The sequence below is a fragment of the Streptomyces sp. NBC_00663 genome, from assembly GCF_036226885.1.
Taxonomy (GTDB): Bacteria; Actinomycetota; Actinomycetes; order Streptomycetales; family Streptomycetaceae; genus Streptomyces.
On record NZ_CP109027.1, the window covers coordinates 7,903,308 to 7,929,368 of the forward strand.

The 26,061-nt window shown below is 70.1% G+C and carries 22 protein-coding genes and 1 tRNA gene; 18 read left to right on the forward strand and 5 right to left on the reverse strand.

All coding sequences use genetic code 11. The features are described from left to right. Positions 1-36 precede the first annotated feature (36 nt). From OG866_RS35870 to OG866_RS35890, 5 genes are all read left to right on the forward strand, one after another. On the forward strand, positions 37-1,323 hold the full coding sequence (locus OG866_RS35870) for an extracellular solute-binding protein (RefSeq protein WP_329341273.1): 1,287 nt from the start codon (positions 37-39) through the stop codon (positions 1,321-1,323). A 14-nt stretch (positions 1,324-1,337) separates the two neighbouring features. Then, on the forward strand, positions 1,338-2,294 hold the full coding sequence (locus OG866_RS35875) for a carbohydrate ABC transporter permease (protein ID WP_329341275.1): 957 nt from the start codon (positions 1,338-1,340) through the stop codon (positions 2,292-2,294). Then, positions 2,291-3,166: a carbohydrate ABC transporter permease gene (locus OG866_RS35880; RefSeq protein ID WP_329341277.1), complete on the forward strand. Its 876-nt coding sequence runs from the start codon at positions 2,291-2,293 to the stop codon at positions 3,164-3,166. The genes OG866_RS35875 and OG866_RS35880 overlap by 4 nt, the downstream gene beginning before the upstream one ends. A 13-nt stretch (positions 3,167-3,179) precedes the next feature. Then, positions 3,180-3,773 carry a hypothetical protein gene (locus OG866_RS35885; protein ID WP_329341279.1) on the forward strand — a complete coding sequence of 198 codons (594 nt, stop codon included), beginning with the start codon at positions 3,180-3,182 and terminating at the stop codon, positions 3,771-3,773. A gap of 101 nt (positions 3,774-3,874) precedes the next feature. Beyond that, complete coding sequence (locus tag OG866_RS35890; protein ID WP_329341281.1) at positions 3,875-6,610, forward strand: exo-rhamnogalacturonan lyase family protein; 2,736 nt, start codon at positions 3,875-3,877, stop codon at positions 6,608-6,610. Positions 6,611-6,674: 64 nt separating this feature from the next. Here OG866_RS35890 and OG866_RS35895 read toward each other — a convergent pair whose 3' ends face one another. Continuing rightward, positions 6,675-9,053 (reverse strand): SCO7613 C-terminal domain-containing membrane protein, encoded by a 2,379-nt coding sequence (locus OG866_RS35895; RefSeq protein WP_329341284.1) that lies wholly within the window; start codon positions 9,051-9,053, stop codon positions 6,675-6,677. Between the two features lie 86 nt (positions 9,054-9,139). Between OG866_RS35895 and OG866_RS35900 the strand changes: the two genes are divergently transcribed. Then, positions 9,140-9,586: an SRPBCC family protein gene (locus OG866_RS35900; RefSeq protein WP_329341285.1), complete on the forward strand. Its 447-nt coding sequence runs from the start codon at positions 9,140-9,142 to the stop codon at positions 9,584-9,586. A 39-nt stretch (positions 9,587-9,625) separates the two neighbouring features. Beyond that, positions 9,626-9,697, forward strand: a tRNA-Val gene (locus OG866_RS35905). 56 nt (positions 9,698-9,753) lie between these two features. On the opposite strand, the gene OG866_RS35910 is transcribed toward OG866_RS35905, so the two are convergent. Next, complete coding sequence (locus OG866_RS35910) at positions 9,754-10,482, reverse strand: 3'-5' exonuclease (RefSeq protein WP_329341286.1); 729 nt, start codon at positions 10,480-10,482, stop codon at positions 9,754-9,756. A gap of 168 nt (positions 10,483-10,650) precedes the next feature. Here OG866_RS35910 and OG866_RS35915 point away from each other — a divergent pair, with 168 nt between their 5' ends. The 3 genes from OG866_RS35915 (at position 10,651) to thrS (ending at position 14,495) form a co-directional block, all read left to right on the forward strand. Continuing rightward, positions 10,651-11,217: a DUF4365 domain-containing protein gene (locus OG866_RS35915; protein ID WP_329341288.1), complete on the forward strand. Its 567-nt coding sequence runs from the start codon at positions 10,651-10,653 to the stop codon at positions 11,215-11,217. Next, positions 11,214-12,428, forward strand: a complete 1,215-nt coding sequence (locus OG866_RS35920; protein ID WP_329341290.1) for a hypothetical protein — start codon at positions 11,214-11,216, stop codon at positions 12,426-12,428. Before OG866_RS35915 ends, OG866_RS35920 begins: the two co-directional genes overlap by 4 nt. A 90-nt stretch (positions 12,429-12,518) precedes the next feature. After that, a complete protein-coding gene (thrS, locus tag OG866_RS35925; RefSeq protein ID WP_329341291.1) occupies positions 12,519-14,495 on the forward strand; it encodes a threonine--tRNA ligase in 1,977 nt (658 codons plus the stop codon). Between the two features lie 68 nt (positions 14,496-14,563). Here thrS and OG866_RS35930 read toward each other — a convergent pair whose 3' ends face one another. Continuing rightward, entirely contained in the window at positions 14,564-15,244 is a 681-nt protein-coding gene (locus tag OG866_RS35930; RefSeq protein WP_329341293.1) for a potassium channel family protein, read from the reverse strand. A 67-nt stretch (positions 15,245-15,311) separates the two neighbouring features. Here OG866_RS35930 and OG866_RS35935 point away from each other — a divergent pair, with 67 nt between their 5' ends. Then, complete coding sequence (locus OG866_RS35935; protein WP_329341295.1) at positions 15,312-15,869, forward strand: HIT family protein; 558 nt, start codon at positions 15,312-15,314, stop codon at positions 15,867-15,869. 7 nt (positions 15,870-15,876) lie between these two features. Here the strand turns inward: OG866_RS35935 and OG866_RS35940 are convergent, their stop codons facing one another. Beyond that, a complete protein-coding gene (locus OG866_RS35940) occupies positions 15,877-17,544 on the reverse strand; it encodes a hypothetical protein (protein WP_329341297.1) in 1,668 nt (555 codons plus the stop codon). Positions 17,545-17,754: 210 nt separating this feature from the next. Further along, the gene (locus OG866_RS35945; RefSeq protein ID WP_329341299.1) at positions 17,755-19,950 is read right to left on the reverse strand and encodes an elongation factor G-like protein EF-G2; all 2,196 of its coding nucleotides are present in this window, start codon (positions 19,948-19,950) and stop codon (positions 17,755-17,757) included. 216 nt (positions 19,951-20,166) lie between these two features. Between OG866_RS35945 and pgsA the strand changes: the two genes are divergently transcribed. From pgsA to OG866_RS35980, 7 genes are all read left to right on the forward strand, one after another. Next, positions 20,167-20,883, forward strand: coding sequence for a phosphatidylinositol phosphate synthase (gene pgsA, locus OG866_RS35950; RefSeq protein WP_329344449.1), 717 nt, complete (start codon positions 20,167-20,169; stop codon positions 20,881-20,883). Next, entirely contained in the window at positions 20,880-21,788 is a 909-nt protein-coding gene (locus OG866_RS35955; RefSeq protein ID WP_329341301.1) for a phosphatidylinositol mannoside acyltransferase, read from the forward strand. The genes pgsA and OG866_RS35955 overlap by 4 nt, the downstream gene beginning before the upstream one ends. Beyond that, positions 21,785-22,954, forward strand: coding sequence for a glycosyltransferase family 4 protein (locus tag OG866_RS35960; protein ID WP_329341303.1), 1,170 nt, complete (start codon positions 21,785-21,787; stop codon positions 22,952-22,954). The genes OG866_RS35955 and OG866_RS35960 overlap by 4 nt, the downstream gene beginning before the upstream one ends. Before the next feature lie 88 nt (positions 22,955-23,042). Next, positions 23,043-23,585, forward strand: a complete 543-nt coding sequence (locus OG866_RS35965) for a hypothetical protein (protein ID WP_329341305.1) — start codon at positions 23,043-23,045, stop codon at positions 23,583-23,585. A 128-nt stretch (positions 23,586-23,713) separates the two neighbouring features. After that, the gene (gene pdxS / locus OG866_RS35970; protein WP_329341306.1) at positions 23,714-24,619 is read left to right on the forward strand and encodes a pyridoxal 5'-phosphate synthase lyase subunit PdxS; all 906 of its coding nucleotides are present in this window, start codon (positions 23,714-23,716) and stop codon (positions 24,617-24,619) included. After that, positions 24,619-25,224 carry a pyridoxal 5'-phosphate synthase glutaminase subunit PdxT gene (gene pdxT, locus OG866_RS35975; RefSeq protein ID WP_329341308.1) on the forward strand — a complete coding sequence of 202 codons (606 nt, stop codon included), beginning with the start codon at positions 24,619-24,621 and terminating at the stop codon, positions 25,222-25,224. The genes pdxS and pdxT overlap by 1 nt, the downstream gene beginning before the upstream one ends. 49 nt (positions 25,225-25,273) lie before the next feature. Then, the gene (locus OG866_RS35980; RefSeq protein ID WP_329341310.1) at positions 25,274-26,026 is read left to right on the forward strand and encodes a YebC/PmpR family DNA-binding transcriptional regulator; all 753 of its coding nucleotides are present in this window, start codon (positions 25,274-25,276) and stop codon (positions 26,024-26,026) included. Positions 26,027-26,061: the final 35 nt, after the last annotated feature.

Here is a 26,061-nt window from a genome sequence, read left to right on the forward strand (position 1 = left end):
CAGGCGGCAACGAAGCTGCGCGGGGAGGGCCCGACTGTGGGAACCAGCAGGAATGTTGAGAGGCGTACGATCCTGAAGGTGGCCGGTGGAGCGGCGGCCACGCTCGGGCTGGCCACGACGACGGCATGCGGAGGCGACAGCGGCTCCGGCGACGGGAATGTGACGCTCCGTTATGCGTGGTGGGGCGGCGAACCGCGCACCATTGCCATGAAGAAGGCGATCGCGGTCTTCGAGAAGAAGTACCCGAAGATCAAGATCAAGCCCGAATTCACCGACTACGCGGCGTTCTGGGAGAAGTTCCAGACGCAGGCCTCCGGTGGAAATCCGCCGGACGTTTTCCAGAATGCCGTCGGATTTCTGCGCAAGTACGACAAGCGCGGAGTTCTGATGGACCTCAAGTCCCAGGCGGACTCCGGGAACCTGGACCTGAAGAACTTCCGCAACGGCGTTCTGGCGAACGGTCAGGTCGACGGCAAGCAGCTCGGCATCCCCGTCGGCGCCAACACCATGGCGCTCGTCATCGACCTCAACGCCTTCAAGAAGGCGGGCGTAGAGGCGAAGATGGGCTGGACCTGGGACGAGTACTTCGACGCGCTCCAGACGATCCAGGACAAGCTGAAGATCGCCGGTGACACCGGCTACTTCAGCATCATGTACCTGTACGACCTGTACCTGCGTCAGAACGGCAAGGCGTTCTTCACCGACTCCGATCTCGGCTTCACCGAGGACGATCTGACGCAGTGGTGGTCGGACGGCTACAAGCGCGTGAAGGCCGGGCTCGTCGCCGACCCCAAGAAGATCGAGCAGGTCCAGCCCAAGTCGGGTCTGTCGGCCGGGCTCGCCGCGGGCGAGTTCACCTGGGACAACTTCTCCATCCGTTACGAGGGCGAGGGCGAGTCGGACTACGGGCTCGCGCCGATCCCCACCACCAACGGCAAGGACACCGGCCAGTACCTCGGCTCGCTGATGCTCAGCGCCTTCTCCGGGAGCAAGCACCCCAAGGAGGCCGCCCAGTTCATCAGCTTCATGGTCCACGACCCCGAGGTCGGCAAGATCATGGGCTACGACCGCGGCATCCTCTCCACGACCGAGCAGTACGACGCGTTCGTGCCCACCGACGACCAGAACAAGGGCGTCAAGGCGTACGAGGAAGAGGTCGCCAAGGCCGGTGTGCTGGGGAAGATCACCCCGCACCCGTCCGGCGCCGATGTCGTCGAGACGGCGTTCCTGCGCATCGGCGGTGAGGTCGCCCAGGGCAAGACCAAGCCGGCCGACGCCGCCAAGGCGCTGTTCAGCGAGGCCAAGGCCGCGTTCGCGGGCTGAGGGGACGTACCACCATGACGCTCGTCAAGGAAGCGCCCGCGCGCCCGGCGAAGAAGCGGTCCGCCGCTCCTGCCGCCGGGCGGCGCGGGCGGCGCCGCGAGAACATCGCCGGCTATCTTTTCATGTCGCCGTGGATCGCCGGGTTCCTGGTGCTCACGGCGGGGCCGATGATCGCGTCGCTGTACTACGCGTTCACCCGGTACAACCTGTTCACGCCACCCGAGTGGGTGGGGCTGGACAACTTCCAGACGATGTTCCAGGACCCGCGCTGGCAGAAGTCGGTCGAGGTCACACTGAAGTACGTCGTCGTGGCCACACCGCTGAAGCTGCTGCTCGCGCTCGGTGTCGCGCTGCTGCTCGCACAGAAGCGGAGCGGACAGGGGCTGTACCGGGCCGCGTTCTACATGCCCTCGCTCATCGGCGCCAGCGTCTCCGTCGGCTTCGTGTGGCGGGCGCTGTTCTCGGACGACGCGATCGTGGACCGTACGCAGAAGATCTTCGGGGTCGACGTCGGCGGCTGGATCGGCAACCCCGACTACGTCATCTATGCCTTGGTCGCCCTGAGCATCTGGCAGTTCGGCGCACCGATGGTCATCTTCCTGGCCGGTCTCAAGCAGGTCCCGCAGGAGCTGTACGAGGCCGCCGAGATGGACGGAGCCGGGCCCCTGCGCCGGTTCTGGAACATCACGCTGCCGATGATCTCCCCCGTGCTGTTCTTCAACGTGCTGTTGGAGTCGATCCACGCGTTCCAGGTGTTCGGGTCCGCGTACGTCGTCTCCAACACCCAGTGCGGGCCCGCCGACGCCACCCTCGTCTACACCTGTTACCTCTACCAGAAGGGCTTCAAGGAGGCCCAGATGGGCTTCGCCTCCGCGATGGCCTGGACGCTGGTGGTCGCGGTGGCGCTCGTCACGGCGGTCCTGTTCTGGTCGCAGAAGAAGTGGGTGCACTACGAGGAGGCCGCCAAGTGACCAGCGCCACCAGCAGTCCCGTCGTCCACACCGCGAGCGAGCGGCGGCGCTTCGGGTCGATCGCCTGGCATGTGGGCTCGCTCGCCGTCCTCGCGGTCGTCCTCTACCCGGTGATCTGGGTGCTCGGTGCCTCGTTCAAGCCGAGCAAGGACATCATCGCCAGCATCGACCTGCTGCCGACCAAGCCGGTCTGGGAGAACTTCTCGGGGCTGGCCGACGGTATCTCCGGCATCTCCATCGGCACCTTCTTCACCAACTCCCTGCTGTACGCCGGACTTGCCGTGGCCGGGGTCGTGCTGTCCAGCTCGCTGACCGCCTACGCCTTCGCCAAGATCCGGTTCGCGGGGCGGAACCTGCTGTTCACGCTGATGATCGGCACACTGCTGCTGCCGTATCACGTGCTGCTCATCCCGCAGTACGTGATGTTCCGCAAGCTGGAACTCACCGACACCCTGGTGCCGCTCGTCGCGGGCAAGTTCCTGGCCACGGAGGCGTTCTTCGTCTTCCTGATGGTGCAGTTCATGCGCGGGCTGCCCAAGGAGCTGGACGAGGCCGCCAAGCTCGACGGCTGCGGGCACTTCAGGACCTACTGGTCCATCGTGCTGCCGCTGACCCGCCCGGCCCTCATCACCAGCGCCATCTTCACGTTCATCAACGCCTGGAACGACTTCATGGGGCCGTTGATCTACCTCAACACCCCGGACAAGTACACCGTCTCGCTCGGCCTGATGATGTTCCGCGACCAGGAGGGCATCTCCAACTACGGCAGCATGATCGCGATGTCGCTGGTGGCCCTCGTGCCGGTCATCGCCTTCTTCATGGCCTTCCAGCGGTATCTCATCGACGGCATGGCGACGTCCGGACTGAAGTGAGGCGGTTCCACCCATGGCCCAAGCGCGTGTGAAGGCCCGCAGGCTGTCCTTCCTCGGGGGCGAGCGGTTCGCCGTGTTCGCCGAGTGTCTGCTCACCGGGGTGTGGATCGCGGTGGCCTCGCTCGGAGTCGTCACCTACCCCGCGGCCTTCGCCGCCGGCGCCCGGCACCTCCGGCGCCGTACCGGCCACGAGGGCGGCGGATGGGGGGAGTTCCTCGCGGACTTCCGTACGGCCCTGCGCGGCGGCTGGGTCGTCGGGGTCGCCGGGTGGGCCGTCGCCGCCGTGGTCTGGGTGGACGTCCTGGCCGCGCGGGCCGGGCTGCCCGGTGGGCCGCTCGTCGGGGCCGTCGGCATCTTCGCGCTGATCGGAGTCGTCGTGGCCCTGCTGCGGGCGGCGGCCGTCTGGGCGCCCGGTGACAGCTGGCGGGCGCTGCTCGCCGCTGCCGGGCGGCGGACCGTGCTCGATCCCGCCGGGTCCTTCCTGGTCGTCTGCGGTCTTGGCGTGGTCGCCCTGTCCGCCATGTTCGTCGCGCCGCTGGCGGTTCCCGTCCTGGGAGCCGTCGCGGCGGCCGCCGTCGCCGTCGAGGAGCGGTACCGGAACCGCTGACGGGCGGTGTCCTCGCACCACAAGGTCGGCGCCCCGGGCGCCGCGCCTCTCACTGTCATGCCCCTGACCAGCCGCACAGCCGTACATGGAAAGGAATGACCATGTCTCCCATCCCCCGCAGGTCCCTCCTCAAGGCAGCCGCCGTCGCCGGCGCCGCCGCGCAGTTCAGCTGGGCGCTAGGAGCGAAGGACGCGCAGGCCGCGCCCAGAGCCGCCGAGGCCGACGCCGATCCCGTGACCCTGGACTGGCTGGAGGACGGCGGACTCGGCGCCGCCCCCGGCTCCACCCTCGGTGTGCCCTGGCCGAAGGGCGTCTACCAGGAGGACCAGACCTTCGCGCTGACGGACGCCGACGGCAAATCCGTACCCGTGCAGTCCTGGCCGCTCGCCTACTGGCCGGACGGCTCCCTCAAGTGGACGGCCCACGCGGTGAGTTCGGGCAACGGCAAGCTCACGCTGGCCGCCGGCGAGGCCGCCGTGCCCGACAAGAAGGTCACCGTCGACAAGAGCGGCGGCACGATCACCGTCTCCACCGGTGTCATCACCGCGAAGATCGGCAAGTCCGGTGCCACGCTGATCAAGTCCGTCACCCGCGGTTCCACCGAGATCGCCAAGAACGGCAAGCTCGTGCTGATCCGCCAGCCCGAGATCGAGGACGAGGACCAGGGCGCGGTCAAGACCGAGCGCTTCGACGGGGCCATCTCCGAGGTCACCGTCGAGCAGGACGGGCCGGTCCGCGCGGTCGTCCGCATCGACGGCAAACACCGCAAGGGCGACCGGAGTTGGCTGCCGTTCTCCATCCGCCTGTACTTCTACGCGGGCGCCGACTCCTTCCGCATGGTGCACACCATCACCTTCGACGGCACCCAGGAGCCGGGCAAGGCCAGCGGTGACTTCATCCGCGGCATCGGCGTCCGCTTCACCGTGCCGATGCGCGACCAGTCCTACGACCGCCACATCCGCATCGGCGGCGAGGGCACCGGTCTGCTGCGCGAGGCCGTCAAGGGCATCACGGGCCTGCGCCGCGACCCGGGAGCCGCCGTCCAGGCCGCCCAGTACGCGGGCGAGAAGCTGCCGGATCCCGCTACCTGGGACCAGCGCGTCACGACCCGCCTCCAGTACATCCCCGAGTGGGGCGACTACACCCTCTCCCAGCTCTCCGCCGACGGCTTCACCCTGCGCAAGCGCACCAAGAAGGGGCACGGCTGGATCGGCGCCGGCGGCGGCAAGCGGGCCTCCGGGTTCGGTTACGTCGGCGGCGTCAGCGGCGGACTCTCCTTCGGCCTCAGGGACTTCTGGGAGAAGTTCCCCGCCCAGCTCGACATCCGTGATGCCCAGACCGACGAGGCCGAGGTCACCCTCTGGCTCTGGTCGCCCGAGGCGCAGCCCATGGACCTGCGCTTCTACCACGACGGCATGGGCCAGGACACCTTCGCCGAGCAGCTCGAGGGCCTCAACATCACCTACGAGGACTACGAGCCCGAGTTCGGCACGCCGTACGGCATCGCCCGCACCTCGGAACTGCTGTTCTGGGCCAACGAGTCGACGCCGACCCCGGCCAAGCTCGCCGAACAGGTCGAGGCCGTACGGGTGTTGCCGCAGCTGGCCGCGCCGCCCAAGCAGCTCATCAAGGCGAAGGTCTTCGGACCCGGCCTGTACTCCGAGCCCGACCGTTCCACCGCCGCCAAGTCGAAGATCGAGGACCACCTCGACTTCCTCTTCACCTACTACAAGGACCAGGTGGAGCAGCGCCGTTGGTACGGCTTCTGGGACTACGGCGACATCATGCACACCTATGACACCGTCAGGCACCAGTGGCGGTACGACATCGGCGGCTACGCCTGGGACAACTCCGAGCTCTCGCCCGACCTCTGGCTGTGGTTCGCGTACATCCGCTCAGGCCGCGCGGACATCTTCCGGTTCGCCGAGTCGATGACCCGGCACACCGGTGAGGTCGACGTCTACCACCTCGGCAAGTGGGCCGGCCTCGGCACCCGGCACGGTGTGCAGCACTACGCCGACAGCGCCAAGCAGCAGCGCATCGCCAACACCACCTACCGGCGCTACTACTACTTCCTCACCGCGGACGAGCGGGTCGGCGACCTCATGCACGCCAACGTTGACTCCGATGAGACGTTCCTCGTCCTCGACCCGCTGCGCAAGGTACGCACCGACGTCTACACGCCCGACCGGCACGCCCTGTCGGTCGGGTTCGGCACGGACTGGAGCGGGCTCGTGTCGGCGTGGCTGACGGAGTGGGAGCGCAAGGGCCCCAAGTGGGAGAAGGCCAAGGCCCGCGTGCTGTCCACGATGGAGGGCATCGCCGCACAGCCCAACGGGTTCGTCCAGGGCAGTGGGTTGTACGACCTCGACACGGGCAAGTTCGCGGTCGCGTCGGCGCCGGTGGTCGGGGTCTCGCACCTCTCCGCCGTCTTCGGCCTCAACGAGCTGTGCGCCGAACTCATCGACCTCGTCGACATGCCCAAGTTCAACGAGGCGTACTTCGACTACTGCCGCTACTTCAACGCCACCAAGGCCGAGCAGGCGGCACGGTACGGGTCCAACTTCGGGACGCTGCTGCTGTTCCAGGGGCACTCGCGGCTCGACGCGTACGCCGCGGTGCAGACCGGGGACGAGAAGCTGGCCAAGCGGGCCTGGGACAAGTTCTACAACTCCGACGGGTACAAGGAGTCGGCGCCCTGGAAGACGGAGGAGTTGAGTGGGCCGGTGACGTTGGTCGCGGGTAGTGAGGCGGCCTGGATCTCGACCAACGACACGGCTCTGTACGGGCTTGCCGCGATCGAGAACCTGGCGCTGCTCGGGGACAAGATGCCGTAACGGTTCGTGGGGAACTGCGGGACCGTTGTGGCTGGTCGCGCAGTTCCCCGCTCCCCTTGGGGCGTCAGCTCATCCTTCCCAGGATGTTGCGCATTCTTTGGACGTCCCTGATGCGGCGCTCGTACGTCGCGCCGAGCGCGAGGAGCAGGAGGCCCGCCAGCGCCGGTGGTACCCAGCGGGGGAGCGCGTCCGTCACCTGGACTATGTACGGGGCCAGTTCGTGCAGGGCGTCCAGGGCCAGGACCGCGCCGCCCAGGACCAGGGGTGCCTGAAGGCTGTAGCCCCCGCCCAGCAGGGTGAGGGACAGGGCCGCCAGACCCAGGAGCAGGGGACGGGTCCAGTGCGGGTCGCCCCAGGCCGCGGCCAGGCTCGGCAGGAGCGTGGTGGCCAGGGCGGGGCCGTAGGCCGTCCAGGACGACGTCTGTGGGTCGCGCCGCCTGCGGAGGAAGCCGACGAGCAGCGCCGGGGCCGTGACCGGGAGGGTGTAGGCCTCGGGGGTACCGACGTCCCAGGCCGCCAGGCGCACCCAGCTGGCCAGGACGAAGAGGACGGCGGCCGCGTAGCCGACGGCGCGGCGGTCGGGGCGGAGCGCGGTGCCCGCCGCGATCACTCCGCACAGGGCCAGGACCAGGGCGAGCATCGGCGGGTCGGTCGCGGCGAGAGCGAGGGCCGGCAGAGCGGCGACGGCTCCGGTGACCTCCACCGCCACGGTCGCCCGGGCGTCCTTGAGCCGTGCCGCCAGCAGGGCCGCGGCCACCGGGACCGCCAGCACGAGCAGGGCCGTGTACTGCGGCTGCCAGTCGGCCGCCGCTCCGGTCGCGCAGGCCAGCGCGGTGGCGTACGTGAGCGCGGTCGGGGCCGTGACGGCGGTGCACCGCCAGGAGACCACGGCGAAGAACGCCGTCAGGGCGCCGAGCGCGGTGAGGGTCGCCGACTGGGAGGCGAGGGCGGCGAAAGCCAGGTCGGCCGAGGTGGCGAGGGCCAGGACGGTAGCGGTCGGCTGGCCGTAGGGAGAGGCCAGGACCACGCCCGTCACCGACCCCAGGACCAACAGACCGAGCGTGTACGGCAGTTCCAGCACCGCGGGGAGCGTCAGCGCCGCGGCCCACGTCAGCACCAGCGCGCCGGTGAGGGCGCGTGGACGCCAGTCCGTGTGCCGTACGGCCAGGGCCAGTACCGCCGCCACGGCCACCAGGACCAGCGGAGCCGTCGCCGCGTCCGGCGGCCAGGGGGCGTCCACCGTGACCGCCTCGCGAAGGTCGGCCGGCGCCCCGGACCAGGCATGGGCCACCCAGGCGACCGGGCCCAGCAAGGACACCGCCACGACAGGCAGGGCCCACGTCACGGCCAGGGCCTGTACGGCACCGGAGGCCGCCGCGAACCCGCGCCGCACCTGCTCCGGCAGCCTGTCCGGTCGTACGGCCGCCAACAGGGCGACACCGCAGGCGAGATGGACCGGAACCGTCCAGGTGCCGGGCAGCGCGGAGCGCGCGACGCCGCCGAGCGCGGCGACCGTCAGGAGGGCGGAGGCGACCGAGAGGCCGAGGGCGTGAGCGGTGCCCTGTGACGCCGGGGCGTTCGTCGCGGGCTGTGCGTCGCTCGCGCCTCGCCATGCCGCGGCCAGCGTGATCGCCGCGGCCAGGAGGAGGAGCGCCGCCGCACGGGCGGCGGCGCTCGGGCCGGTTGCCGTCCAGGACAGCGAACCGGCCGCCCACACGCCCGAGCCGCCCAGACCGTACGCGCCGACGACGGCGAGAAGACGTACGGGACCGGCGGTCGCTCGGAGCGCCACACCTGTGTCGAACGCGGCCGTCACCAGCAGGGCCGCCGTGACGCCGTACGAGTCGGCATCCAGCGCCAGCGCGCCGAAGAAGAGCGGCAGTTGGGCCGCCAGGAGGGCCGAGGGGAGCGGCAGACGCAGGTCCCGCAAGGGCGGCAGCAGGCCGTACGCCAGCCACAGGGCCGCCAGCAGAGTCGACGCGACCGCCGTGTAGGGCGCGCCCTCCGCCGCTGTGAACACCGCCCCGTGCAGCGCGTACGCGTCCAGGACCGTCAGCGCCAGAGCCAGGCCCGCCACCGACTCGGCGGTGGAGCGCAGGCCCCGCTTCAGCAGCGCCGGCGGTGCGGCCAGCGTGGCCGCGGTGACCGCGCCGAGCACCAGGGCCCGCCCGGCGATCCCCAGCTCACCCCAGCTGACCAGGGTGAACGCCGTCGCCGCGATGACCAGCAGCACACCGCCGAGCACCAGCAGTACGTTCTGCACCCGCGGCGCGGCGGCCTCGGGGCGGGGCGGGGTGGACGGGCGCGGCGGAGCGGACGGTGTCTGCACCGCGGTGACCAGCCAGGCGCGGCGCCTGAGCAACTGGGTCCGGCGGGCGTCGAGATGGAACAGCTCCGCGTCCAGGAGCCGCAACTCCTCGGCCGGGGGCGGAAAATGCGTCATGCCTTCGAGTGTGGTCCGGGTCACGTCGTACGACATGAGTGCGCGTACTCAGAACGTACTCAGTTCCCTACGGGCAGACTCTGTGCATGGACTGGAGCCATTACCGCTTCCACACCCGGTGGACCTTGCCCGCGCCGCCCGCCACCGTCTACGACGCGCTCGAACAGGCCGAGGAGTACCCCCGCTGGTGGCCCCAGGTCCGTGCCGTCGAGCGCCTCGACGACACCACCGGCGTCATCAGGATCCGGGCCACACTGCCGTACGACCTCGTCTTCACCGCACGCGAGGTGCGGCGCGACCGGGCGGGCGGGGTGCTGGAGATCGCCATGACCGGGGACCTGGAGGGCTGGGCACGCTGGACGATCACGGGGGACGGGGCGGGCACCCTCGCGCTGTACGACCAGGTCGTCGACGTGAACAAGCCGCTGCTGCGGCGGCTCGCCGTACCGGGGCGGCCGGTGTTCCGGGCCAACCACCGGCTGATGATGCGGGCCGGACGGCGGGGCCTTGCCGCGTACTTGGAAGCGGTTTGAAGGAAGCCCGTCGGGACCTGTATTGTTCAGTGCGTTCCCGGGCGATTAGCTCAGTGGGAGAGCGCTTCGTTCACACCGAAGAGGTCACTGGTTCGAACCCAGTATCGCCCACCGGGAGAAAGCCGGTCCGCGTCACGCGGACCGGCTTCTTTTTGTTCCCAGGGGGTTCAGGCGGCCGCGGCCGGCAGCTCGGGACGCAGCGGCCACGACGGGTCCACCGCCTCCGGGGTGCCGCTGCGCGCGAACCACGCCTGGAGGCCCCGGGCCTGTGCCGCGTGCCAATCCGTCTGAAGCGTGTGCAGCTCGTTGGGGGACAGCCGCTCCAGACGGGTCGCGAAACGCCGGCCCACCGCGCGCACGACCTCCAGTGCGGCCAGGGCGTCCGCCCCCGCGTCATGCGCGCCGTCCAGCGTGACGCCGTAGTGCGCGCACAGGTCGGTCAGGGTGCGGCGGCCCTTGCGGTAGCGGTCCAGATGCTTGTCCAGGACCCGTGGATCGAGGACCAGCAGCGGCGCCGACTCGAACCAGCGGTCCAGGGACGAGGCCCGATGGCGGCGCAACTCCCGGTCCAGGAGCGTCAGATCGAACGGCGCGTTCATCACCACCAACGGCCGCCCCGCGGACGCCTGTTCGCCCAGGTGCTCCGCTATCTCGTACATCACCGGCGCCGGCCAGCGGCCGTTGCGCTGGAGATGTTCGTCCGTCAGCCCGTGCACCGCCGTCGCGCCCTCGGGCACCGGCACACCCGGGTTCACCAGCCATCGGGCCACCCGCGGCCGGGTACCCGGGGCGTCCTGGACGACGACGGCGGCCGACACGATCCGGTCGGTCTCCACGTCGACGCCCGTCGTCTCCGTGTCGAAGGCGGCCAGGGGCCCCTCGTACCAGCACGTCATACCAACACAACCCCTCGTTCACCCACGGCAGCTGACGCACCGTCTTCTGCCTGTTTGGTGATACCCGGGCTGTTTGCGCCGTACGCCGGAAGGACACAACAGGAATACGGGTCTTTGCAGTTCAGAGACCCGCGGTTCGGATTCACCGAGCGTGGAAGGCTGTTGGTCATGGCGATAGCGCGGCCCGAGCGGGGCGGGCTGCTGCCCGAACGTACGGGCTCCCTGCGCGGCACACTCGCCACCACCGCCTGCATGGAGACCTTGCAGGTGGGCTATCTGCACGCCGTCGCCGCGGCGGCCGGCTGCTCGCTGTCGCAGCCCTTCCCCGACAACGGCATCGACTGGCACGTCAGTCACGGCTCGCCGGGGCACACGGTCGACGACGAGGTCACCATCAAGGTGCAGCTCAAGTGCACCTACCAGGTCGCCCCGAACCCGCCCGGCCGCTTCTTCTCCTTCACGCTCGACAACGACCATCTGCGCAAGCTCGCGCGCACCCCCGTCTCGGTGCACAAGATCCTCGTGGTCATGCTGGTGCCGCGATCCCAGGACGACTGGCTGCGCGCCAGCCACGACCGCCTCGACCTGCGGCACTGCTGCTACTGGGTCAATCTCGCCGGGCACCCGATCACGGGCCGGACCCGGACCACCGTGCGGATACCGACCTCACGCATCTTCGACGACCGGGCGCTGTGCGAGATCATGACGCGGGTCGGGACGGGAGGCAGACCATGACCCACCGCCCCGTGGAGGAACCGCTGCGGCCGGTGCGACCGCACCCGGTGGACGCGGCCTGGCACCGCGCCCCGGAACCGGACGAGGTCGATCCCGCCGTCCTCAGCGCCCTGCTGCACCGGCACGGCTGGCAGCGCCGCGGCGGCGCCCCCGGACGCTACGGCCGCTGGACCCCGCCCGGACCCGGTGGCGGCGGCACGAGTCTGCTCGTCCCCGAGAGCCGCGCCTTCCCCGACAGCGACGACCTGCTCGGCGAGGCGCTCGACGCCCTCGCCCGCAGCGGCACGCCCTCCGCGCGCGAGGTCCTCGTCGGCCTCGCCGTGCCGAGCGACGAGATCCGCTGGTGGCGCGACGTACCGCCCGGTCCGGCCGGAGCCGCGTCCTGGGCGGTGGAGGAGCAGTTGCGCGCCGGCGCCCGGCAGACCCTCCTCGCGGCCGCGCTCGCCACACGCGCGCGTGCCGGCTACTACGGTGCCCGGCATCGCCGTGCCGCTCTTTCGCTGCTGGAGAACGTCCTCGTCGGCGCCGCCACCGACGGCCGCCTGACCGCCTTCGTCCCCGTCGGCACCGGCCGCCCCCTCGCCGTACGTCTCCACCAGGCCCTGTACGCCGCCCGCGAGGCCATCGACTACCAGCGGGCCGCCGGCGGCATGGACGCCTTCGACGGGGCCGTCGAGGCGGGCGTCAGCCGTGAGCTCACCGAGGCCCTGATCGCGCTCGTACGCGGTACGGAAGGGGCGCGCATCGCCGTGGACTGGGCACCGGCCGCCGGGGTGCCCGAGGGGTGCGCCGCGTCCGGGGAGCCCGTCGAGTTCTCGCCCGGCGACCTGCCCGTGCTGCGCGAGGCCGGCGCCCGCTATCTGCGCGAGGAGCCGTCCGTGCCGGTGCGGGTCACCGGGACGGTGGTGCGCTTGCGCAGGTCGGGGCCGCGCGGGGAGGGCAGCGTACGGCTGCGGGTGATCGCCGGGGTGGAGGTGCCGCACATCCGGCTGACCCTGGACGAGGAGGCGTACCGGATCGCCGGGCACGCCCACCTCGTCGGGCTGCCGGTGCGGGTGCACGGGCGGCTGGAGAGCCGGGGCGGGTTCCGGCGGCTGACCGGCGCCTCCGGGGTCGTGCCGGTACAGGTGGACGAGGCGGAGCGGGACCGGCTGATGAAGTCCCTCCAGGAGAACCTCGACTTCTTCGAGGAGGCCTGCGGAGGGGACTGATTTCGCGGTCGGTGGGTGCGGGTCGGTACGATCCCCTATTGCGCGCGCTCACGGTATGGCGCCCGCATCCCCTTCAGTCAGGAGAGACCGGTGTCAGACGTCCGTGTGATCATCCAACGCGATTCCGAGCGGGAAGAGCGCACGGTGACGACGGGCACCACGGCCGCCGAGCTGTTCGCCGGCGAGCGCTCGATCGTCGCCGCGCGCGTGGCCGGTGAGCTGAAGGACCTGGCGTACGTGGTCGCCGAGGGCGACGAGGTCGAGGGTGTCGAGATCTCCTCCGAGGACGGTCTCAACATCCTGCGCCACTCCACCGCGCACGTCATGGCGCAGGCCGTGCAGGAGCTCTTCCCCGAGGCCAAGCTGGGCATCGGCCCGCCGGTCAAGGACGGCTTCTACTACGACTTCGACGTCGAGAAGCCGTTCACGCCCGAGGATCTCAAGGCCATCGAGAAGAAGATGCAGGAGATCCAGAAGCGGGGGCAGAGGTTCTCCCGCCGTGTGGTGACCGACGAGGCGGCCCGCGCGGAGCTGTCGGACGAGCCGTACAAGCTGGAGCTGATCGGCCTCAAGGGCTCGGCGTCCTCGGACGACGGCGCGGACGTCGAGGTCGGCGCCGGTGAGCTGACGATCTACGACAACCTCGACGCCAAGACCGGCGACCTGTGCTGGAAGGACCTCTGCCGCGGTCCCCACCTGCCCACGACCCGGAACATCCCGGCGTTCAAGCTGATGCGCAACGCGGCCGCCTACTGGCGCGGCAGCGAGAAGAACCCCATGCTCCAGCGCATCTACGGCACCGCCTGGCCCTCCAAGGACGAGCTGAAGGCGCACCTCGACTTCCTCGCCGAGGCCGAGAAGCGCGACCACCGCAAGCTCGGTTCCGAGCTCGACCTGTTCTCCATCCCGGAGCAGATCGGCTCCGGCCTCGCCGTCTTCCACCCCAAGGGCGGCATCATCCGCCGGGTCATGGAGGACTACTCGCGCCGCCGTCACGAGGAGGAGGGCTACGAGTTCGTCTACACCCCGCACGCGACGAAGGGGAAGCTCTTCGAGCAGTCCGGGCACCTGGACTGGTACGCCGACGGCATGTACCCGCCCATGCAGCTCGACGAGGGCGTGGACTACTACCTCAAGCCCATGAACTGCCCGATGCACAACCTGATCTTCGACGCGCGCGGCCGTTCCTACCGTGAGCTGCCGCTGCGCCTCTTCGAGTTCGGGACCGTGTACCGGTACGAGAAGTCAGGAGTCGTGCACGGCCTCACCCGCGCGCGCGGCTTCACGCAGGACGACGCGCACATCTACTGCACGCGTGAGCAGATGTCGGAGGAGCTCGACAAGACGCTCACCTTCGTCCTCGGCCTGCTGCGGGACTACGGCCTGACCGACTTCTACCTGGAGCTGTCCACCAAGGACCCGGAGAAGTTCGTCGGCACCGACGAGGTCTGGGAAGAGGCGACCGAGACGCTCCGCCAGGTCGCCGAGAAGCAGGGCCTCCCGCTGGTCCCGGACCCGGGCGGTGCCGCCTTCTACGGCCCGAAGATCTCCGTCCAGACCAAGGACGCCATCGGCCGTACCTGGCAGATGTCGACGATCCAGCTCGACTTCAACCTGCCCGAGCGGTTCGACCTGGAGTACACCGGCCCCGACGGCTCCAAGCAGCGCCCGGTCATGATCCACCGCGCCCTGTTCGGCTCCATCGAGCGGTTCTTCGCGGTGCTGCTGGAGCACTACGCGGGCGCGTTCCCGGCGTGGCTGGCGCCGGTGCAGGCGGTCGGCATCCCGATCGGGGACGCGCACGTCGAGTACCTGGAGAAGTTCGCCGTCGCGGCGAGGAAGCAGGGGCTGCGCGTCGACGTGGACTCCTCCTCGGACCGGATGCAGAAGAAGATCCGCAACGCCCAGAAGCAGAAGGTGCCCTTCATGGTCATCGCGGGCGACGAGGACATGTCGGCGGGCTCGGTGTCCTTCCGCTACCGCGACGGCTCGCAGGAGAACGGCATCCCGTTCGACGAGGCCATCGCGAAGATCGCCAAGGTGGTCGAGGAGCGGGCGCAGGTCTGATCGCACTGTGGTCGACGGGGCCTTGGCAGGCTCGGGTCGCCAGTAGCACGAGGAGGCCCTCGGGAGGCTCAGCTTCCCGGGGGCCTCTCGTCGTCCTCCCGCGAGAAGACCTGGAGCAGCCAGGAGGCGAACGTGCCGGTCACGGCGGCCAGCAGGGCCAGCCCCACGGCCATGACCCCGACCGCGATCAGCCGCCCGCGCGGGGTGACGGGGGAGACGTCGCCGTACCCCACGGTCGCGAGCGTGGCGCAGGTCCACCACAGAGCGTCCCCGAAGGTGCGCATGGTCGACCCCGTCGCCCCGCGCTCCTGCTGGTAGACGGCGAGGGAACCGGCGAAGCCCAGCAGCACGGTCGAGAGTCCCGCGTAGAAGATCACGCGCGCGTGCAGTGCGAGCCGGGGGCGCCCGTGCCGGCGCTGCACGGCCTCGTACACCTTGACCACGCGCAGAGGGCGCAGCAGCGGCAGCACCAGCACCACCGTGTCCAGCCAGTGCTTCCGCACGAACCGCAGCCGCAGCCCGCTGAGCCGCCAGCGGACCGCGTAGTCGACCGCGAACAGCGCCCAGGCGGCCAGCGTCACCGCGAGACACAGGTCCCGCCAGCCGTCCGTCAGGCCCTGCGCCAGAACGCGGATCGCGTACGCGGCGAGAAACAGCAGCGACGCCACGGCGAGTGGCACCTCGGTACGCCGCTCCCAGCGGTCCTCGGCGCGCGGCTCCCGGTCGTCCTCGGTGCTGTCAGCGTCCACCCGGTCAGCTTCGCTCGGGACGTCTTCGGCGCAACCCCGGCGACACGCCGCGAACGGGCGAAGCAATATGCTTCCCTGCATGACGAGTGAGCCGGAGCAGCAGTGGGGAGTGGGGACCCAGGACGCGTTCCAGCGTCTGTGGACGCCCCATCGGATGGCCTACATCCAGGGTGAGAACAAGCCGACCGGCCCGGGTGCCGACGACGGCTGCCCCTTCTGCTCCATCCCGGCCAAGTCCGACGAGGACGGTCTGGTCGTCCGGCGCGGCGAGCAGGTGTACGCGGTGCTGAATCTGTACCCGTACAACGGCGGCCACCTGATGGTCGTGCCGTACCGGCATGTGGCCGACTACACGGATCTGACCGACGCGGAGACGGGCGAGCTGGCCGCCCTGACCAAGCAGGCGATGACGGCCCTGCGCACCGCGTCCGGCGCGCACGGCTTCAACATCGGCATGAACCAGGGCACGGTGGCCGGCGCCGGCATCGCCGCCCACCTCCACCAGCACATCGTCCCGCGCTGGGGTGGCGACACGAACTTCATGCCGGTCGTCGGCCACACCAAGGTGCTGCCGCAGCTGCTCGCCGACACCCGGAAGATGCTGGCGGACGCCTGGCCCGTATAGGGGCTGCCTACGCGTCGTAGAGGTCGGCCTTCCTGGGCGACGGGTCCTGGATCGCGGTGCTGAGGAACGCCGACCTGCTGCCGAACTTCTCCGTGTCGACGCCGTTGTCCTCCAGGACCTTGATCGCCGCCGCGTGCACCACGCGCAGCACCGGCGTGGCCGCGCGCATGGCGTCGTCGGCCATGAAGCGGTGCCGCCAGGGCTTGTCGGCCCACACGTGCCGCAGGCCGAAGGGCTCGGGGAGGGCGATGGTCCCGCCGAGCCAGTTCAGCAGCGGCGGGTACCAGGTCAGCGGGGCGCGCACGGTCAGTCGTACGACCTCGTCGGTGGGGACCAGCGGGAGGCTCACCTTGCGGGTCTCCCACGGCTTGAACGACTTCGCGACGTCCTTCGACGGGGCCTCGGAGGCGCCCGTGAACAAGGAGTTCACGGGACCCAGCGCATGGCCGGTCACCTCGATGCGCAGCGTCTCGTGCAGCACGGTGACGGTGATCATCATGGTGAGGATCAGCTGGCCGTCCCAGAGCGTCCACTGCACGCCGAGGTAGTGCCGGTTGCCGCTGCCGAACTGCTGCTTGTTGCAGATGTCCTGTATCGAGTGCTGGCGGTGCTGGAACGCCTCGATGTCCGCCGACTGCTCGGTGCGGGCCACCGCCTTGGCGTTCTCGCCGATCGGGGTGACGATCCAGTGGCGTATGGACGCCTTCGGGAAGCCGCCCGTGTTGATCGTGTTCCGCTCCAGCATGCGCAGCCGGGACTCGATGTTGCGGATCACGTCCCAGCTGCGGAACGGGTGGATCTCGCGGGTCGGGTCCGCCGGAGTGAGGTCCTCGGCGAGCTGCCAGCTGCCCCAGCGCGTGCCCATGCCCAGGATGCCCTTGGGGCCGGCGTAGAAGACCGAGTTCGACTGCTGCTCGGCGCTCAGCTTGGCCAGGGACTGGCGCATCTGCTCGGCCTGGGTCTCGCCGGGGCTGCTCGGCACCGCCTCGGGGACCTGCGCGCCGACGCTGCTGCCGGCGATCAGCCCGTCCCAGCGGGCCCGCAGGTCCTTCGCGGCGCCGTCGCAGATCTGCTTGGCCCAGAACCAGCCGATGACGGGCGCGACCACGCACGCGCGTGCGTACAAGCCCCAGAAGCCCGTGAACGGCATCTTGATCAGGAAGATGACGGCGAGCGCGCCGACGCCGAGGAGCAGGGTCGTGGCCAGGGCGGAGGCTCGTTTGTTGGGGTTCTTGTCGATGGTGGTGCGGATCGCGAAGACCAGCAGCCACACAATCAGGCCGGGCAGGAACAGCACCCCGCACAGCAGCATCACGGTCGACAGCCGCAGGTCCCGCGCCCGGCGCAGCCGGTAGGCGGCCAGACAGTGGTCGACCACGACCTGGGGCTCGGTGCCGAAGGACTGGATGAGCGGCTTGCGGCCCGGACCGATCATGCGGTCGATCACGGCCCGGGAGAACGCCTCACCGAGGTTCGGCTTGAACAGGCCGCCGGTCCAGGACTGGCCCTCCTTGACCGTCGTCTCGTGCCACTCGCTGTTGGCCTTCTTGATGTCGGCGACCGGATTGTCGCGGTACGCCGCCGAGGCCAGGGCGAAGGTCGCCGTCTGGCTCTCGTCCCCCGTGCGGGGAACCTGTGGTCCGAAGACGCTCTCGTAACCGGCATCAACGGTCATTCCCGCCCCCGATCGCCGCCATGGTCGCTCCTGCGGCCTTCCCGACTTGCTTGCTTCGCACACCTGTTGATCAGGTCATCAGCGTATCCGCAGCCACCGACATTCGTCGGCGGACGGCCGAAGCCGCCCGCCGACTCGGAGGGGAGCGTTCCACAAAGGCTGGTTGTCCGGGCACTTGTAGGGTGCCCCGCGCGGACGGCCGGTCAACTCCTAGGCGTCGCGCGTCTCTTCACGGATCCTCTCGGCGACTTGCGCCGGCATCGGTTCGTGCCGTGCGTAGGAGCGGTTGAAGCGGGCCGTGCCGTGCGACAGGGAGCGCAGATCGACGGCGTACCGGCCGATCTCGATCTCCGGCACCTCGGCCTTGACGACGGTGCGGTTGCCGCTGGTCTGCTCGGTGCCCAGCACCCGGCCGCGCCGCCCGGACAGGTCGCTCATCACGGCGCCCACGTAGTCGTCGCCGACCAGGATGCTCACCTCGGCGACCGGTTCCAGCAGATGGATCTTCGCGTCGGCCGCCGCCTCCCGCAGCGCCAGCGCCCCGGCCGTCTGGAAGGCGGCGTCGGAGGAGTCCACCGAGTGCGCCTTGCCGTCGAGCAAGGTGATCCGCACGTCGATGAGCGGATAGCCGGCCGCAACTCCCTTGCCGGCCTGGGCCCTCACGCCCTTCTCGACCGACGGGATGAACTGCCGCGGCACCGCCCCGCCGACGACCTTGTCCACGAACTCGATGCCCGAGCCGCCCGGCAGCGGTTCCACCTCGATCTCGCAGATCGCGTACTGCCCGTGCCCGCCGGACTGCTTCACATGCCGCCCGCGCCCGCCCGACTTGCCGGCGAACGTCTCCCGCAGGGAGACCTTGTGGGGTACGACGTCGACCTGGACGCCGTAGCGGCTGCGCAGCCTCTCCAGCGCGACGTCGGCGTGCGCCTCGCCGAGGCACCACAGCACGACCTGGTGGGTGTCCTGGTTCTGCTCAAGACGCATCGTCGGATCCTCGGCGACCAGCCGGGACAGGCCCTGCGAGAGCTTGTCCTCGTCCGCCTTGCTGTGCGCCTGGATGGCGAGCGGCAGCAGCGGGTCGGGCATCACCCAGGGTTCCATCAGGAGCGGGTCGTCCTTGGCCGAGAGGGTGTCGCCGGTCTCCGCGCGGTTGAGCTTCGCCACGCACACCAGGTCGCCGGCGATGGCATGCGTCACCGGGCGCTGCTGCTTGCCGAAGGGCGTGGACAGGGCGCCGACGCGTTCGTCGACGTCGTGGTCCTCGTGCCCGCGGTCGGACAGCCCGTGCCCGGAGACATGGACCGTCTCGTCGGGACGCAGGGTGCCGGAGAAGACGCGGACCAGGGAGACGCGTCCCACGTAGGGGTCGGAGGACGTCTTGACGACCTCCGCGACCAACGGGCCCTCGGTGTCGCAGGCCTTGATCTCGCGCGGCTTGCCGTCGATGGTCGTGACACCCGGCGTCGGGTGCTCGAACGGCGTCGGGAAGCCCCGGGTGATCAGCTCCAGCACCTCGACCGTGCCGAGTCCCTGCCTGCCGCCGTCGGACGCGGGGGCGGCGGCCAGGACGGGATGGAACACCCCGCGCGCGACGGCCCGTTCGAGGTCCTCGATCAGGGTCTTGACGTCGACCGGCTCACCGCCGAGATAGCGGTCCATGAGGGTCTCGTCCTCGCTCTCCGAGATGATCCCCTCGATCAGCCGGTTGCGGGCGTCCTCCAGCTCGGGGAGCTGCTCCTCGCCCGGTTCGGACTCCTTGCGCTCGCCGGTGGAGTAGTCGAACAGCTTCTGCGACAGCAGCCCGGTCAGACCGGTCACGGGCGCGTGCCCGTCGGGCCCCTGCGGGCCGCGCAGCGGCAGATAGAGCGGGAGCACGGCGTCGGGGTCGTCGCCGCCGAAGGCCTCAGCGCAGGTGCGCGTCATCTCCTCGAAGTCCGCGCGGGCGGCCTCCAGGTGCGTGATCACGATCGCGCGGGGCATGCCGACGGCCGCGCACTCCTCCCACACCATGCGGGTCGAGCCGTCCACGCCGTCCGAGGCGGAGACGACGAAAAGGGCCGCGTCCGCGGCTCGCAGACCGGCCCTGAGTTCCCCGACGAAGTCGGCGTATCCGGGGGTGTCCAGCAGATTGACCTTGATGCCGTCCCATTCGACGGGCACCAGGGAGAGCTGCACCGAACGATTCTGCCGGTGTTCGATGTCGTCGTAGTCGGAGACGGTGCCGCCGTCCTCCACGCGGCCCGCCCGGTTCACCGCCCCCGCGGTCAGCGCGAGAGCTTCCACCAATGTCGTCTTGCCCGATCCGGAGTGGCCGACCAGCACCACATTCCGTACGGACGCGGGGTGGTCGGCCGCTGTTGCCCTTCCGGCGGCTCCGGGGTGTGCGTTCGCCTTGTCGCCCATGGCCTTGCCTCCCGTGCACGGTGAGGTCACTGTGGGCGCGGACATGCGGATCCGCGTGCGATGGCGGCTCCGGTGACGCCCGCGGTTCTTCGAGCTTTCCACTCTCGTCACGGTGCGTCCATACGGCGGACGCGATCGCCCCGTTACCCGTATGCCATCGGGCCGTGACACGGGGCTCGGGTGCCCGGCGGTCGCACACGCGCGCGCGTGACTACGATGGGCCAGCCGGTGGCCAGCAGGGGCCGCGCGGCGAAACCGACCCTCGGGAAGGCCATGCTGAACAAGTACGCGCGTGCATTCTTCACGCGTGTCCTCACACCGTTCGCCGCGTTTCTGATCCGCAGGGGCGTCAGCCCCGACACGGTCACACTCCTCGGTACCGCCGGGGTGGTCGCGGGCGCGCTGGTCTTCTACCCCATGGGCGAGTTCTTCTGGGGCACGGTCGTGATCACGCTCTTCGTGTTCTCCGACCTCGTCGACGGCAACATGGCCCGTCAGCTCGGCCGCTCCAGCCGCTGGGGCGCCTTCCTGGACTCCACCCTGGACCGGGTCGCCGACGGCGCGATCTTCGGCGGCTTCGCCCTCTGGTACGCCGGTGGCGGCGACGACATCGCGCTGTGCGCCGTCTCGATCTTCTGCCTGGCGAGCGGCCAGGTGGTGTCGTACACCAAGGCCCGGGGCGAGGCGATCGGGCTGCCGGTCGCGGTGAACGGCCTGGTCGAGCGGGCCGAGCGGCTGGTGATCTCCCTGGTCGCGGCCGGTCTCGCGGGCCTGCACAAGTTCGGTGTGCCGGGCATCCAGTACCTGCTGCCCGTCGCCCTGTGGATCGTCGCCGTCGGCAGCCTGGTGACCCTGATCCAGCGCGTGGTCACGGTCCGCCGCGAGTCGGCGGAGGCGGACGCGGCGGCGGGCGCGCAGGAGGCGGCGAAGTGAGCGCTCGCGACCGGCTGACCGACGGCGTGTACGGCCTGGGGTGGGGAGCGGTCAAGAAGCTTCCCGAGCCGGTCGCCGTACGCCTCGGACAGACCATCGCCGACCTCGCCTGGAAGAAGCGCGGCAAGGGCGTCCAGCGCCTGGAGAGCAACTACGCGCGCGTGGTGCCCGACGCGAGCCCGGAGCGGCTGGCCGAGCTGTCCCGCGCGGGCATGCGCTCGTACCTGCGCTACTGGATGGAGTCCTTCCGGCTGCCCGCGTGGAGCGCCGAGCGCGTGAAGACCGGCTTCGACCCCAAGGACGTCCACTACCTGACCGACGGCATCGCCTCCGACCGGGGCGTCATCCTGGCGCTGCCCCACATGGGCAACTGGGACCTCGCCGGCGCCTGGGTCACCACCAAGCTGGAGACGCCCTTCACGACCGTCGCCGAGCGCCTCAAGCCCGAGAGCCTGTACGACCGTTTCGTCGCTTATCGCGAGGGCCTCGGCATGGAGGTGCTGCCGCACAGCGGGGGCACCGCCTTCGGCACCCTGGCGCGGCGGCTGCGCGACGGTGGTCTGGTCTGCCTGGTCGCCGAGCGCGACCTGTCGTCCTCCGGTGTCGAGGTCCAGTTCTTCGGCGAGGCGACCCGGATCCCGGCCGGGCCCGCGCTGCTCGCCCAGCAGACCGGGGCGCTGCTGCTCCCCGTGACGCTCTGGTACGACGACTCACCGGTCATGCGGGGCAGGGTGCATCCCCCGATCGAGGTGCCCGAGACAGGTACGCGGGCGGAAAAGACGTCTGTCATGGCACAGGCGCTGGCCGATGCCTTCGCCTCGGGGATCGCCGACCATCCGGAGGACTGGCACATGCTGCAACGGCTGTGGCTCAAGGATCTCGACCCCAGTAAGGCGCCCTCGTGAGGATCGGCATCGTCTGCCCGTACTCCTGGGACGTGCCGGGCGGCGTCCAGTTCCACATCCGCGACCTCGCCGAGTACTTCATCCGGCTCGGCCACGACGTCTCCGTCCTCGCCCCCGCCGACGACGACACCCCGCTGCCGCCGTACGTCGTCTCGGCCGGCCGCGCGGTGCCGGTGCCGTACAACGGCTCGGTGGCCCGGCTGAACTTCGGGTTCCTGTCGGCGGCACGCGTGCGTAGATGGCTGCACGACGGCGAGTTCGACGTGGTCCACATCCACGAGCCGTCCTCACCCTCCCTCGGCCTGCTGACCTGCTGGGCGGCTCAGGGCCCGCTGGTCGCCACCTTCCACACCTCCAACCCGCGCTCCAAGGCGATGATCGCCGCGTACTCGATCCTCCAGGCGGCCCTGGAGAAGATCAGCGCGCGGATCGCGGTGAGCGAGTACGCCCGCCGCACGCTGGTGGAGCACCTCGGCGGCGACGCGGTCGTGATCCCCAACGGCGTCGACGTCGACTTCTTCGCCAAGGCCGAGCCCAAGCCGGAGTGGCAGGGCGAGACCATCGGCTTCATCGGCCGCATCGACGAGCCCCGCAAGGGCCTGCCGGTGCTGATGAGGGCCCTGCCGAAGATCCTTGCCGAGCGCCCGCGGACCCGGCTTCTGGTGGCGGGCCGCGGCGACGAGGAGGAGGCGGTGGAGTCGCTCCCCGCGGAACTCCGCTCCCGTGTCGAGTTCCTCGGCATGATCAGCGACGAGGACAAGGCCCGCTTCCTGCGCAGCGTCGACCTGTACATCGCCCCCAACACCGGCGGCGAGAGCTTCGGCATCATCCTGGTCGAGGCCATGTCGGCGGGTGCCCCGGTGCTCGCCTCCGACCTGGACGCCTTCGCCCAGGTCCTCGACCAGGGCGCCGCGGGCGAGCTCTTCACCAACGAGGACGCGGACGCGCTCGCCGAGGCGGCGGTACGCCTCCTGGCAGACCCCGGCCGGCTCGCGGAACTCCGGGAGCGGGGAAGCGCACATGTACGCCGCTTCGACTGGTCGACGGTCGGCGCGGACATCCTCTCGGTCTACGAGACGGTGACGGCCGGCGCGGCGGCCGTGGCCGCGACGGACGACGACAGGTCCACGGGGCTACGGGCACGGTTGGGGTTGGCGCGGGACTGAGCGCCGGGGCCCGCCCGGCCACGGTCCCGGTGAGTCCGAACCGAGGGGCGCGTAGGGCGGTGGCCCGGCGTCGGTAGTGTTTGGGCCCGTGACCGCAACCCTCATCTGGACCCTCGTCGCCCTCGTGGCGGTCGGCCTGTACTTGAGCTGGACCGCAGGTCGGCTGGACCGCCTGCATGCCCGGATCGACGCCGCCCGCGCGGCGCTCGACGCGCAGTTGCTGCGCCGTGCCTCGGTGGCCCAGGAACTCGCCACGTCCGGCGTCCTCGACCCGGCCGCGTCGATCGTCCTCTACGAGGCCGCCCACGCCGCCCGGCAGGCCGAGGAGGAGCAGCGGGAGGTCGCCGAGAGCGAGCTGAGCCAGGCGCTGAGGGCGGTCTTCGCGGAGACCCCGCAGGTGGAGGCGGTGAAGGAGGCTCCCGGGGGAGAGGCCGCGATCCATGAGCTGACCGAGGCGGTACGCCGGGTGCCGATGGCCCGGCGCTTCCACAACGACGCCGTCGGCGCGGCCCGCCGGCTGCGCGAGCACCGCAAGGTCCGCTGGTTCCGGCTGGCCGGTCACGCCCCGTTCCCGCTGGCGTTCGAGATGGACGACGAGCCCCCGGTGGCCCTGGTGGACCGTGCCGGCTGAGGCCACGGGTCCGGTGATCCACTCGTAAAACGATCCACCGCCTCACCATTGGCCCTTGCTGTGGCCTGGTCTCTTCACGTTTCCTCGGTGCCGTAGAAATCCTCTTTTCACATCAGTGAGGTCAACCCGTGTCCAGCACCGAGAACCAGACCCCCGAGACCGGCACCGCGCGCGTGAAGCGTGGCATGGCCGAGCAGCTCAAGGGTGGCGTGATCATGGACGTCGTGACCCCGGAGCAGGCGAAGATCGCCGAGGACGCGGGTGCCGTCGCCGTCATGGCCCTGGAGCGGGTCCCGGCCGACATCCGCAAGGACGGCGGCGTGGCCCGGATGTCCGACCCGGACATGATCGAGGGCATCATCAACGCGGTCTCCATCCCCGTGATGGCCAAGTCCCGCATCGGCCACTTCGTCGAGGCCCAGGTCCTCCAGTCCCTCGGCGTCGACTACATCGACGAGTCCGAGGTCCTCACTCCGGCCGACGAGGTCAACCACTCCGACAAGTGGGCCTTCACGACCCCCTTCGTCTGTGGTGCCACCAACCTCGGTGAGGCCCTGCGCCGCATCGCCGAGGGCGCGGCCATGATCCGCTCCAAGGGCGAGGCCGGCACCGGCAACGTCGTCGAGGCCGTCCGTCACCTGCGCCAGATCAAGAACGAGATCGCCAGGCTGCGCGGCTTCGACAACAACGAGCTGTACGCCGCCGCCAAGGAGCTGCGCGCCCCGTACGAGCTCGTCAAGGAAGTCTCCGAGCTCGGCAAGCTCCCGGTCGTGCTGTTCTCCGCCGGTGGCGTCGCCACCCCGGCCGACGCCGCGCTCATGCGCCAGCTCGGCGCCGAGGGCGTCTTCGTCGGTTCCGGCATCTTCAAGTCCGGCGACCCGGCCAAGCGTGCCGCCGCCATCGTGAAGGCCACCACCTTCTACGACGACCCGAAGATCATCGCCGACGCCTCCCGTGACCTCGGCGAGGCCATGGTCGGCATCAACTGCGACACCCTCCCCGAGGCCGAGCGTTACGCGAACCGGGGCTGGTGATGACCGACCCCGTCATCGGAGTGCTCGCACTCCAGGGCGATGTACGGGAGCACCTGATCGCCCTGGCCGCGGCTGACGTCGTGGCCAGGCCGGTCAGGCGCCCCGAGGAACTCGCCGAGGTGGACGGTCTGGTCATCCCCGGCGGCGAGTCCACGACCATCTCCAAGCTGGCCGTCCTGTTCGGCGTGATGGAGCCCCTCCGCGCGCGCGTGCGCGCCGGTATGCCGGTCTACGGCACCTGCGCGGGCATGATCATGCTCGCCGACAAGATCCTCGACCCGCGCTCGGGCCAGGAGACGATCGGCGGCATCGACATGATCGTGCGCCGCAACGCCTTCGGACGGCAGAACGAGTCCTTCGAGGCCGAGGTCGACGTGAAGGGCGTTCCGGGCGATCCTGTCGAAGGCGTCTTCATCCGAGCCCCCTGGGTCGAGTCCGTCGGCGCCCAGGCCGAGGTGCTCGCCGAGCACGACGGCCACATCGTCGCGGTCCGCCAGGGCAACGCGCTCGCCACGTCGTTCCATCCGGAGCTGACCGGCGACCACCGCGTGCACGCCCTGTTCGTCGACATGGTGCGCGCGAACCGGGCGGCGGAGTCCTTGTAGGATCTCTGGCGTTCGTTGTTTGGATGGGTTACGCGAAGGAGACAGGCAGATGTCCGGCCACTCTAAATGGGCTACGACTAAGCACAAGAAGGCCGTGATCGACGCCAAGCGCGGCAAGCTCTTCGCGAAGATGATCAAGAACATCGAGGTCGCGGCCCGCACCGGTGGCGCCGACGTGTCCGGCAACCCGACGCTGTTCGACGCCATTCAGAAGGCCAAGAAGAGCTCGGTCCCCAACAAGAACATCGACTCCGCGGTCAAGCGCGGCGCCGGTCTCGAGGCGGGTGGCGCCGACTACGAGACGATCATGTACGAGGGCTACGGCCCGAACGGTGTCGCGGTGCTCATCGAGTGCCTCACCGACAACCGCAACCGTGCCGCCTCGGACGTGCGCGTCGCCATGACCCGCAACGGCGGTTCGATGGCCGACCCGGGTTCTGTCTCGTACCTCTTCAACCGCAAGGGCGTCGTGATCGTCCCCAAGGGCGAGCTGACCGAGGACGACGTCCTGGGAGCCGTCCTGGACGCGGGTGCCGAGGAAGTCAACGACCTCGGTGAGTCCTTCGAGATCCTCTCCGAGGCCACCGACCTGGTCGCGGTCCGCACCGCACTCCAGGACGCGGGGATCGACTACGACTCGGCCGACGCCAACTTCGTCCCGACCATGCAGGTCGAGCTCGACGAGGACGGCGCCCGGAAGATCTTCAAGCTGATCGACGCGCTCGAGGACAGCGACGACGTGCAGAACGTCTTCGCCAACTTCGACGTGAGCGACGAGGTCATGGAGAAGGTCGACGCCTGAGCAGACGCTCCGGATTCGAACGGGCCGACGGGACA

What these genes read in the sequence shown, in the direction of transcription:
- OG866_RS35875 (WP_329341275.1), top strand. Translation starts at nt 1,338, where the DNA reads ATGACGCTCGTCAAGGAAGCGCCCGCGCGCCCGGCGAAGAAGCGGTCC.
- OG866_RS35885 (WP_329341279.1), top strand. Translation starts at nt 3,180, where the DNA reads ATGGCCCAAGCGCGTGTGAAGGCCCGCAGGCTGTCCTTCCTCGGGGGC.
- OG866_RS35890 (WP_329341281.1), top strand. Translation starts at nt 3,875, where the DNA reads ATGTCTCCCATCCCCCGCAGGTCCCTCCTCAAGGCAGCCGCCGTCGCC.
- OG866_RS35895 (WP_329341284.1), bottom strand. Translation starts at nt 9,053, where the DNA reads ATGACGCATTTTCCGCCCCCGGCCGAGGAGTTGCGGCTCCTGGACGCG.
- OG866_RS35900 (WP_329341285.1), top strand. Translation starts at nt 9,140, where the DNA reads ATGGACTGGAGCCATTACCGCTTCCACACCCGGTGGACCTTGCCCGCG.
- OG866_RS35910 (WP_329341286.1), bottom strand. Translation starts at nt 10,482, where the DNA reads ATGACGTGCTGGTACGAGGGGCCCCTGGCCGCCTTCGACACGGAGACG.
- OG866_RS35915 (WP_329341288.1), top strand. Translation starts at nt 10,651, where the DNA reads ATGGCGATAGCGCGGCCCGAGCGGGGCGGGCTGCTGCCCGAACGTACG.
- OG866_RS35920 (WP_329341290.1), top strand. Translation starts at nt 11,214, where the DNA reads ATGACCCACCGCCCCGTGGAGGAACCGCTGCGGCCGGTGCGACCGCAC.
- OG866_RS35935 (WP_329341295.1), top strand. Translation starts at nt 15,312, where the DNA reads ATGCTTCCCTGCATGACGAGTGAGCCGGAGCAGCAGTGGGGAGTGGGG.
- OG866_RS35940 (WP_329341297.1), bottom strand. Translation starts at nt 17,544, where the DNA reads ATGACCGTTGATGCCGGTTACGAGAGCGTCTTCGGACCACAGGTTCCC.
- OG866_RS35945 (WP_329341299.1), bottom strand. Translation starts at nt 19,950, where the DNA reads ATGGGCGACAAGGCGAACGCACACCCCGGAGCCGCCGGAAGGGCAACA.
- pgsA (WP_329344449.1), top strand. Translation starts at nt 20,167, where the DNA reads ATGGGCCAGCCGGTGGCCAGCAGGGGCCGCGCGGCGAAACCGACCCTC.
- pdxT (WP_329341308.1), top strand. Translation starts at nt 24,619, where the DNA reads ATGACCGACCCCGTCATCGGAGTGCTCGCACTCCAGGGCGATGTACGG.
- OG866_RS35980 (WP_329341310.1), top strand. Translation starts at nt 25,274, where the DNA reads ATGTCCGGCCACTCTAAATGGGCTACGACTAAGCACAAGAAGGCCGTG.